The sequence below is a fragment of the Ideonella azotifigens genome, from assembly GCF_006519715.1.
Classification (GTDB): Bacteria; Pseudomonadota; Gammaproteobacteria; order Burkholderiales; family Burkholderiaceae_C; genus Ideonella; species Ideonella azotifigens.
In genome coordinates, this window is sequence record NZ_VIDT01000164.1 from 1 (window position 1) to 9,511 (window position 9,511).

Here is a 9,511-nt window from a genome sequence, read left to right on the forward strand (position 1 = left end):
TCGGCGGCGAGAGCCCGATGTCCGGCCAGGGCGAGGACAAGAGCTTTTGGCTGACTGCCACCGACAGCGCCTATGAAGACTCCGCCGGAAGCGGCGACGAGTGGCTGATCACCGACCCCGCGGCCCGCACCAAGGACATGGCCGGCCGCTTTGCCGCCGGTTATGCGGCCGGTTTCGCACGTCGAGCAGCGGCCATCCGCCTCAGCGTGCTGGGCATGCCGGCGCTGGAGCTGGGCGACGCCATGAGCGCCAGCGATGCGCCCGAGGCTGGCCTGAACGCCAGCGGCACCATCACCGCGCTGCGCCACCGCTTTGGCGAGCGCGACGGCTTTGTCACCGAGCTGACCCTCGCCACGGAGCCGCAGCCATGAGCGCGCCGGGCCGCTCCCAAGCGCTCATCCCGAAGCACGCAGTGCGGAGGGACTTCCAATGAACGAGCTCATGGACATGGTGCGCCGCCTGGTGCGCGAGGAGCTGGCGCTGCGCCGCGGCCCGCAGCTGGCCACGGTCACGGCCATCAGCGCGCATGAAAGCGACTCGGACACCAACAACTACGAAGCCGACGTGCGCCTTAAGCACGACGGGCTGGAACTGCCCAAGGTGCCGATCGCCGTGCCGCACGTGGGCATTGCCGCGCCGCCGCGCGTGGGCGACCTGGTGCTGGTCGAGTTCCTGGACATGGACCTGCAGCAGCCGCTGATCTGCGGCCGCTTTTATCACGACCAGGAGCGCGCCCCGCTGTTCAAGGAGAGCGACGTGCTGTTCGAGCACCGCCTGCCCGACGGCACGCTGAACCACCTGCGCATGGCGGCAGACGGCAGCCTGTTCCTGCAGCGCGACGTGACCAAGCCCGAGGACAACAGCGAGTGCAAGGCCGGCCTGCGCATCGACCCGCAAGGCCTGATCGAGCTGAAGTCCGGTGACGATTTCGTGCTGACCATCGACCCTGCCGGCAGCATCACGCTGCAGTCCAAGGACAAGGACGTGAAGATCGACTGCAAGACGCTGACGGTCACTGGCGACGCTCATGTGCAGGGCAAGATCACCGTGGACGGCGACGGCAAGATCGCCGGCATCTCGATCTCCGGCACCGAGATCTCGGCGTGAACCACGATGGCCAACATCACGCTCAAGGGCCCCGTCATGCTGCGCGGCAACCTCAGCTTCAGCGGCGGCAAGCTGATCGTCGGCTCGGCCGAGGCGCTGGTGGTGGTGACGGGTGGCGATTCGCCGCAGTGCAATGGCGCGCCGCCGGTGCTGCTGCCGCCACCGCCCGCGTCGCCCACCTTCCCGCAGCCCACGGTGTGGATCATCAGCAGCTTCAACCAGACGGTGAAGGTCAACAACAAGGCCATCGTTGCGCTGGGCATGGTGATGCAGGGGCAGGCCGGCGCACCGTGGCCCGGCATGATGCTGCCCGGCAGCGGCCCGGCGCTGATCAACGGCATCCCGATCAACATCGTCGGCGACCAGGCGGTGATCTTCCCGTCCGGCGGTTCGGCGTCGTTCACGTCCAGCGGGCAATGACCATGGCCGACGTGACCTTGACCATCACGCAACCGGCCAACGGCGCCGGCTTGATCGGTCCGGTCACACTGGTCGGCAGTGCGGTGGGCAACACCGCGGGCCTGTTCTTCAAGTGGTTCTCATCCCTGAACAGTGCCGCCACCGAAGCCAAGCCCGAGATCAACCCGCTGGACCACAGCCTGGCCGCGCTCAGCCATGCCATCCCGGTGCTGGGCGAATTCGGCAGCCACGCACTGGTGCTGGCCGCGACCGACCGCGAAGGCATCGACCTGGCATCCGTCAAGGCCATCACACGTTCCGCATTGGCCGGCGGCGCGCCACCGGCCGCGCCCACGCCTTGCGTGGTGCACCAGCTTGCCGGCGCGCAGTTCCTGAACCCGGCCAGCGACGGCCTGAACCTCTCGAAGGCCAGCGCGACGATCGACTTCCTCGCGCCCGGCGCCTGGCTCAAGCCCGGCCCGGCCAACACCTGGGTCGCCAACACCGACTACCAGGCGCTGAACGGCGTGCTGCTCAGCCTTCGACTGGAGCCGGACGGCCCGGCTGACGCCGCCCACAGCGCCGACATCGCGCTGAACCTGCCTGCGCTGCCGTTTTTCCGCCAGAACGACAAGACCTGGCTGCGCAAGACCGGCCCCTTGCCCGTCAACCTCGGCACCGGTGCCTACCGCCTGCTGCTGAAAGCCAGCGCGGGCGGGCAGACCGTCACCGTGACCCGGCACATCAACTTGAGCGCCTGAGGACACAGCACATGGCCCAACCCGCAACCCATCTTTTCGGCACCGACCTCGCACTTCGCGACGTGGCCGGCGCCGCCGACTTCACGTTCCAGGGCGTGGTTGGCGGCAGTGGCGACCTGGCGCTGGCCATCGGCAACGACAACATCGTGCAGGCGCTGACGATGCGGCTGCGGGTTCGCGTGGGCGAGCTGGCGCCGTTGGGCTGGGCCGATTACGGCTCGCGGCTGCACGAGCTGATCGGCGAACCGGACCTGGCGCGCACGCGGCTCAAGGCCCAGGTCTTTGCGCGCGACGCGGTGCAGGCCGACCCAAGGGTCGAGCAGGTGCTGTCGGTCGACATCGTCCGCATTCCCGGCGAGCGCCAGGTGCTGCGGCTGGCGCTGCTGGTGCAGCTCTTCCAGGCCTCGCAGCCATTGAACCTGGTCCACGACCTCGCGTTGGAGACTACATGATCGTCGACGTTGGCAACCCCTTCTCGCGGCCCTACGGTTCGCTGGTCGAGTCGCTGCAGGACAGCCTGCTGCTGGGCGTGGCGCAGCCGGCGACGCTGGAGCTGATTTTTGTCGGGCACGCCGAGACGGACTCCCTGAGCTATCCGATCAGGGGACCAGGTCCCGTCAGCGGGCTGGCCGCGCAGATCACGGGCTTCGCAGGCGGCAAGCCGGCGGTGTTCGACATTGAGGTTCACTACCGTTACTCGGTCGGCCAACTGGTCTGGAACAGGTCGCCAGGCTATCCCGGCGAGGAAGCTCCGCCGGGCTGGTACCCGGACGACAACTCGCGCCTGACCGTCGGCTACAGCTACCGCGACCTGCCTTCGGGCATCACCGACTTCAACGCCGGCAGCGTGGCCGGCACGCTGGTGCGCGCGGTCTCGCGCGAGCTGAAGCTGCTGTACGAACAGATGGACCAGGCCTTCCAACGCGCCTTCATCGACTATGCGCAAGGCGTGGCGCTGGACAACGTGGTGGCGCTGCTGGGCATCGTGCGCAACCCAGCACTGCCGGCGCAAGGCGAGGTCACGTTTTCGCTCAAGCGCGCGCCACGCAACGACGTGATGATCCCGCTGGGCACGCGCGTGGCCGATGCGCGCGGCCGCCTCTTCAAGGTCACCACGGCCGGCGTGATCCCTGCCGTCGTCGTCGAGAACTTCGCCGCGGCCAAGGTGCTGCACGTCACGCAGGCGATTGCCAGCCTGGCCAGCGTGCAGCTCAAGGGCGTGGCCGGCAACCTGGTCACGGTGGACAGCGCGCTCGGCAAGCCCTTTGGCGCCGACGGGCTCACGGTGACGCTGGCCGCCGCGCCGCCCGTGGGTTCGACGGTGGTTGTCAGCTACCTGGCCAAGGCGCCGAACGTCACGGTGCCGGTCATCGCGTTGGACAACGGCCCCGAGGGCAACCTCGGCTCCGACAGCCTCACGGTGATGCCCACGCCGCCTCGCGGCGTGGACGGCGGCGTGACGAATGCCAAGCCACTGACCGGCGGCGAAGCGGCCGAGGCCGACGACCCGCTGCGCGAGCGCGCCAAGCACGCGCTGGAGCGCGCCGGCAATGCCACGCTGAACGCGATCCGCTTTGCGGTGCTGAGCATCGACGGGGTCGACAGCGTTGAGGTGAGCGACTTCTCGGTCGACTCGCAGATCCCGCTGGGCGAGGTCCGGGTGCTGTTTTCCACCGGCAAGCCGGAGATCGAGGATGCCGTCAAGGCGACGGTGGACAAGACGCGCGCCGCCGGCATCCGCGCGAACGTCAAGAAGGTCTCCACCGTCACGCTGTCGGGCCAGTTCCTGGTCATCCCGGACGTGGCCGGCGCTGGCAAGGAAGCCTTTGCGCGCTACAAGACCGCGGTGGTCAAGGCGTTGAACGGCCTGGGCATTGGCGAGCCGGTGTCGGCACGCAAGCTGTCCTCGCTGGTGTTCCAGGTCGCCGGGCTGGCGGACGTGGGCGAGGCACAGCTGAATGCCGATGGCGTGCCGGTCACGACCGATCCGTTCCTGATCCAGCCGGGCGCGCAGGTTCGGCCCGATGAAGGCGCGATTTCGGTGTTGCCCTTGCAGGCCCTGGCAGTGAGCAACGCCAAGCTCACCGGTGGCAACACGCTGGCCTGCACGGTTGCGATCCGCGATGACGCCGATCTGCCCGTGACGCTGCGCAACTTCAAGCTGGCGCTCACGGTTTCGGTGCGCGGCCGGCCCACCGCGGCGCCCAGCCAGTCCTTGCAGCAGGTTGGGCAGACCACAGGCACCGTCACCTTCACCAATGCCAGCAGCGCCGCGGCCACGTTCGCGACGATCAGCATTCCTGGCCTTGCCGGCTTGGAAGCCGCATCGCTGCAGGTGATGGTCCAGGCCTCAGCCTACCCTGGCATGCGCGGCGGCCCTGCGCCGCTGGCCCTGGCGTGAACAGGCGGAGCGCAAGATGAGTTTCAAGACGGATCGTCTCGTCGCGCTGTTCCCGGACGTCTACGCGGCGCACGAGGACGGCTCGCTGCTCTACACCGTGCTGGACGCGCTTGGTGCCGAGCTGATGCAGGCCGATGCGGCCATCAAGGACCTGCTGAAGTCGCACTGGATCGATTACGCCAGGGGCGGCGGGCTGGACGGGCTGGGCGCGCTGCTGGGCGTGGCCCGGCGGCTGCTGCCGAACGGCACGCCCGAGGGCGACGACACCTTCCGCCCGCTGGTCAAGTCCACCGTCTCGTCCTTCATCGGCGGCGGCACGGTGGACGCCGTCAAGGGCGCGGTGCGCGCCGCACTGGGCCTGCCCTACGACCTGGCCTTGTTCAGGCAGCAACTGGAGTCGCGCAGCGGCACCAGCAGCGCCACGGATGCCTTGATTGCCGGGCTGGCGCAGCTGGTGCAGGTGGAGGAGTTCGCGCCCAAGCTGGAGGTGGTGCTGGGCAGCAGCCTGCCGACGGTGGGCGGCAGCACGGCGACGCTGAATCTGGACTTCAGCAGCGTGGAACCCATGCCGCCGCGCATCGAATGGACCTTCGGCCCGGGCGGCGGCCGCGGCCTGTCGATCACGCTGCAGGACACCGGCGCTGGCGTGGTGGCCGACGCGGCATTTGAGGTGCCTCAGGGTCAGGCGCTGGTGATCACAGGCTCGACGGTGGCCGAATTCAGCGCGTCCATCGCCAGCACCGACGTCAGCAGCCAGTTCAGGATGCTCGATGGCGTGTCGCCGCCTGCCTTGCCCGCCGTGCCTTCGGGCGCGTCGAAGTGGGTCTTCAAGGCTGCCCGCGGCGCGGTGTTCGACGCTTCGGCCTTCGACCGCGACGAGACCTTCGACAGCGCCGGTTTTTCGGTGCGCATGCAGTGGCTGCGCCTGCAGCCGCTGGTGTTCGACGTGATCGTGCCGTATTTCGTCAGCGCCGCGGTGCAGCGGCTGTTGCACGGTACGGGCTACGAGGACCGCTTCAAGTTGTTCAAGGGCCTGTCGCTGGACGCCATGCAGCGCGTGGTCGACAACAGCCGCGCAGCCGGCGTGCGCGGCATGGTGCAGTACGCGATCAACCTGCCGTTCGAGTCCAGCGAGCGCCAGCCCTGGGAAGACCAGGCGGCCAAGGAACAGTTCAGCGCGCTGCTGGACCAGCGCAACACCGAGACCCAGGACGCCAGCGAGGCGCTGGCCATTGGCGCGCTGGACAGCGAGTCCGAGCACCACGACGCCAGCGAGCGATTCGTGATTGGCGGCGTCTACAACGTTGCGGTCTTCGACGGCGCGTTCGGTTTCTTATAGACAAGACACAGCGGAGCAAGACCATGCAGGAAAACATGAACATGCAAGGCCGGGTGCGGCTGATTGCCCAGGCGCGGGACGGCAGCATCCTGCTCGACCGCAGCCATGCCAATCGCATCGTGCAGGCGGGCAGGGCGCTGGTGGCGCAGCGCTTTGCCGGCGTGCCAGGCACACCGCCGGCCATCGTCAGCCACATGGGCGTGGGGACGGGATTCACCGCGCCGGCCGACGGCGACCTGAAGCTGGTGGCCGAGCGCGCGCGCAACCCGGTGGCCGCGCCGGTCTACAGCAACGTCGTCGACGGCGGCATCAGCCGCATCAAGGTCAGCCTGCAGACCGTCTTCGACTTCGGCGAAGCCAATGGCGCCGAGCCGCTGCGCGAGGCCGGCATCTTCACCGCGGCCACCGGCGGCACGATCTACAACCGCGTCGTCTTCGACGCCGTGACCAAGGCCAACACCTTCAAGCTCACGCTGATCTGGGACATCGTCTTCTGACGTGACCCGCTCGGCCGCAATGCACCTTCAGGAGACGCCCCATGGCCTTCACGCCCGACCTGCCATTTCCCAAGAGCGCCGGAGATCCGCTCAAGTCCAAGGACTGGAACGACCTCGTCGTCGAAACCAAGCGCCTGGACACCGCCAAGGTCGAACGCGCCGGTGACGCGATCACCGGCTCGCTGTCGGTGTCCGGCACGCTGGCCGTCGGCAAGACGGTGGCCACGTCCACAGCCAAGCTCGATGTGGCCGGCACCCTGGCGCTCAATGACAACAACCTGATGCTGCGCGCCGGCAACGACACCTTCCACGGGCTGGGCTGGTTCGGCACCGGCAAGCTGTTCGCCAGCACCAATCCCGACGGCCCCGTGCTTTGGGGCAATGCCGGTGGCGCGCTGGGGACCCAGGCGGGCGGAACGCAGAAGGTCGCACTCAGCTGGAACAGCAGCGGCAATGTCGCGATCGGCGTGGCGTCGACCGAGCTGAAGGTGGACATTGGGGACCGCATCCGCTTGCGCCAGGGCGCCAGCGGCAGTGCCGGGCTGTGGCTCTACCAGACCACGCCGGCTGCAGACCGAGCCTTCATCGGCATGGCGGGCGACACCACCGTGGGCCTGTACGGCACCACGGCGGGCTGGTCGCTGACCACGGACACGAACACCGGCACAGTTGGCGTGCGAAGCTTGCCTCAGACCTATGCGGCCTGCTACGTGAACGCAACTTCCATCGGCTATGGGCTGGAAGTGATTGGTGCCACATCGTATGCGGTGTATGCCGGAGGCCGCATTTTCGACACCAGCATTCGCAGCATCGTTCGCGCCACGAACTCGACGAACACCACGTCCACTGGCTATGTGGACGTGCCCAACATGCAGACCAGCGTGACGGTGCCGGCCAACATCTACAGGTGGTTCCAGATCCACGTGTTCATCAACGGCGTGCAGACCCAAGGGCCTGCCAATGTCGCCGGCTACTTCAGGCTTCTGGTCGATGGCAGCGTGTATGACGTTACCCGCCACGAGTTCAACAACAACGGCTGGGAGCTGCGCGGCGTCACGCTGGCCACGATGGTCTACCTCGGCGCGGGCAATCACACGATTTCGGTGCAATGGGCCACCACCGCCGGCACCTTGTACTGCTGCTGGTACGGCGATTCGCGCCAGATCCAGATCGTCGAACTCTGAGCACCGGGAGATCGCATGAACATCATCATCGACAAGCGCAGCCACGCAGTGCTGTTCCAGGTCAACGTGGACGCTGGCCGGGAGCTGAAGCCGGAAGAACTTTTCCCAGGGTTCGATCCCAAGACCATGGTCTTCGGCCGCGCCCCTCTGCCCTACGTGCCCGCCCGCTTCGAGATCAGGGACGGCGTGGTGGTTGACCTCGATGCGCCACCGCTGCCGGCCGAGCCGGTGCCGGAGACGCTCGCTCAGGCCCGGGAGCGCAAGAAGCAGTTGCTGACTGGTGATGCCCTGGCGCAGCGCTCCAAGCTGGTGCCCGACTACCAGCTGCTGAACATCGGCCTGGGCGTCTATGACGAGACCCGCGTCGCCGGCATCAAGGCCACCGTCAACGCTTTCCGCGACGAGGTCAACCGCGTCGAAGCGCAGATCGACAAGGCCAGGACGATCAAGGAAGTGGACGCGCTGCAGCCCAGCTTCCCGGTCGCGCTGGTGCGCACCGGTGCGGTCTCCGGCACCGGACTTCCGAAGGCTGCGGCCCGTACCAAGAAATAAGGAACCTGAATCATGAGCGACATCGAATCCAAGCTGCGCCAGCGCCTGTCCGAGCTGCGCGCCGAATACGACAAGGGCCAGGAAGCCCTGCAGGGCCTGGAGAGCCAGGCCGCGAACCTGCGCGCCACGCTGCTGCGCATCAGCGGCGCGGTGCAGGTGCTGCAGGAGACGCTGGGCGATGAAGTCGAGGCGGGTGAAGTCGTGGCCGGCGAGATCGCCGCCAGCACGCCGCCGGTCAACGGCCACGCTGCGGCCCTGCCACCGGCGCACTGAGCCCGGGTCGCCGCCATGCTGCTCGCGCTGCAGACCGCCATCACCGCCTTGCTGGGCGATTCGCTGCCAGCGCTGTTTGTCGGCGACGGCGGCGTGCAGACCAGCTACGGCCTGGACAGCTGGACCTTCGACCCGAACTCGGCCGACCCGGTCGCTGGCGAGCCCGGCCCGGAAGACGCGGTGGACCTGCTGCCCTTCGACCCGATGGCGCCCACCGGCCCCTACGCGCTGACACGCCCGCCATACCCCGGCCCAAAGCGTGTCTACCTGCGCTCTGCCGTGGGCGACCTGATCCCCCTGTCGCCCACCGAGCTGAGCTGGGACCTGGCCGACGCCAAGGCCTTCAGCGTGCTGCCGCGCCCCGGCCGCGAGCTGGAAGACTTCAACCAGCTCGAAGTGCATTACGGCGTGGTCGCCGCGGGCTCGTCGCTGAAGCTGCTGCACCAGGCCACGCTGAGCCTGAGCGCGGCCGACGACGAGACAGCCGCGCAGGTGGCCGCGTTGGCATTGGCCGTGCTGCTGCTGAACCGCGACACGCTGCGCCAGCAAGCCGGCTTTGCCTTCAACGGCGGCAGCTACCAGGCCATTGGCAGCTTCAAGAAGCTGAGTTTCGTGGCCGGCACGGTCAACGGCACGGTGGCCACGGTGAACCTGACGGCTGAGCTGGCCCTGCGCGTCGAACGCCTGCTCGGTGAAGACGAGGGCCTGCCCATCGCGCAGATCCTGTCGCCCGGCCGACCGGCCAGCGGCCGCAAGGTCGACATCGACCCGATGGTCCAGAACTAGCGTCCAGAAGCAGAGGCTCCCATGGCCACGATCCAAGCCTTTGTGCGCTTCGACCCTGAGCGTGCGCCCGAGCAACGCAGCTTCCTCGACAGCCGCGTCAGCGTGTTGCGCGAGGCCGGCGGCCAATGCTGGGTCAGCCTGGACGAGGCGCAGGTGGCCACGCTGGTGGCGCAAGGCATGTCGGTGCAGCCCGCGCCCGAGGCCGAAGCCTT

At 68.1% G+C, this 9,511-nt stretch carries 13 protein-coding genes; all 13 read left to right on the top strand.

The features are described 5' to 3' along the window. A partial coding sequence (locus tag FKP22_RS31995) for a hypothetical protein (RefSeq protein ID WP_211361388.1) occupies nucleotides 1-371 on the top strand: 371 nt, incomplete at its 5' end. 58 nt (nucleotides 372-429) lie between these two features. After that, nucleotides 430-1,107, top strand: a complete 678-nt coding sequence (locus tag FKP22_RS12295) for a hypothetical protein (RefSeq protein ID WP_141287781.1) — start codon at nucleotides 430-432, stop codon at nucleotides 1,105-1,107. 6 nt (nucleotides 1,108-1,113) lie between these two features. Next, nucleotides 1,114-1,527, top strand: coding sequence for a hypothetical protein (locus tag FKP22_RS12300; RefSeq protein WP_141287782.1), 414 nt, complete (start codon nucleotides 1,114-1,116; stop codon nucleotides 1,525-1,527). Continuing rightward, the gene (locus FKP22_RS12305) at nucleotides 1,524-2,267 is read left to right on the top strand and encodes a hypothetical protein (protein WP_141287783.1); all 744 of its coding nucleotides are present in this window, start codon (nucleotides 1,524-1,526) and stop codon (nucleotides 2,265-2,267) included. The genes FKP22_RS12300 and FKP22_RS12305 overlap by 4 nt, the downstream gene beginning before the upstream one ends. 11 nt (nucleotides 2,268-2,278) lie before the next feature. Continuing rightward, on the top strand, nucleotides 2,279-2,719 hold the full coding sequence (locus FKP22_RS12310) for a GPW/gp25 family protein (RefSeq protein WP_141287784.1): 441 nt from the start codon (nucleotides 2,279-2,281) through the stop codon (nucleotides 2,717-2,719). Beyond that, entirely contained in the window at nucleotides 2,716-4,668 is a 1,953-nt protein-coding gene (locus FKP22_RS12315) for a baseplate J/gp47 family protein (protein WP_141287785.1), read from the top strand. The genes FKP22_RS12310 and FKP22_RS12315 overlap by 4 nt, the downstream gene beginning before the upstream one ends. A 16-nt stretch (nucleotides 4,669-4,684) precedes the next feature. Continuing rightward, entirely contained in the window at nucleotides 4,685-6,007 is a 1,323-nt protein-coding gene (locus FKP22_RS12320; RefSeq protein WP_141287786.1) for a hypothetical protein, read from the top strand. 23 nt (nucleotides 6,008-6,030) lie between these two features. Next, on the top strand, nucleotides 6,031-6,504 hold the full coding sequence (locus FKP22_RS12325) for a hypothetical protein (RefSeq protein ID WP_141287787.1): 474 nt from the start codon (nucleotides 6,031-6,033) through the stop codon (nucleotides 6,502-6,504). 41 nt (nucleotides 6,505-6,545) lie between these two features. Further along, a complete protein-coding gene (locus tag FKP22_RS12330) occupies nucleotides 6,546-7,688 on the top strand; it encodes a hypothetical protein (RefSeq protein WP_141287788.1) in 1,143 nt (380 codons plus the stop codon). Between the two features lie 15 nt (nucleotides 7,689-7,703). Continuing rightward, nucleotides 7,704-8,240 carry a hypothetical protein gene (locus FKP22_RS12335; protein ID WP_141287789.1) on the top strand — a complete coding sequence of 179 codons (537 nt, stop codon included), beginning with the start codon at nucleotides 7,704-7,706 and terminating at the stop codon, nucleotides 8,238-8,240. A gap of 12 nt (nucleotides 8,241-8,252) precedes the next feature. Further along, nucleotides 8,253-8,513 carry a hypothetical protein gene (locus FKP22_RS12340; protein WP_141287790.1) on the top strand — a complete coding sequence of 87 codons (261 nt, stop codon included), beginning with the start codon at nucleotides 8,253-8,255 and terminating at the stop codon, nucleotides 8,511-8,513. 15 nt (nucleotides 8,514-8,528) lie between these two features. Then, complete coding sequence (locus FKP22_RS12345) at nucleotides 8,529-9,299, top strand: hypothetical protein (protein ID WP_141287791.1); 771 nt, start codon at nucleotides 8,529-8,531, stop codon at nucleotides 9,297-9,299. Nucleotides 9,300-9,320: 21 nt separating this feature from the next. Then, on the top strand, nucleotides 9,321-9,511 hold a 191-nt coding region (locus FKP22_RS12350), incomplete at its 3' end, for a hypothetical protein (protein ID WP_141287792.1).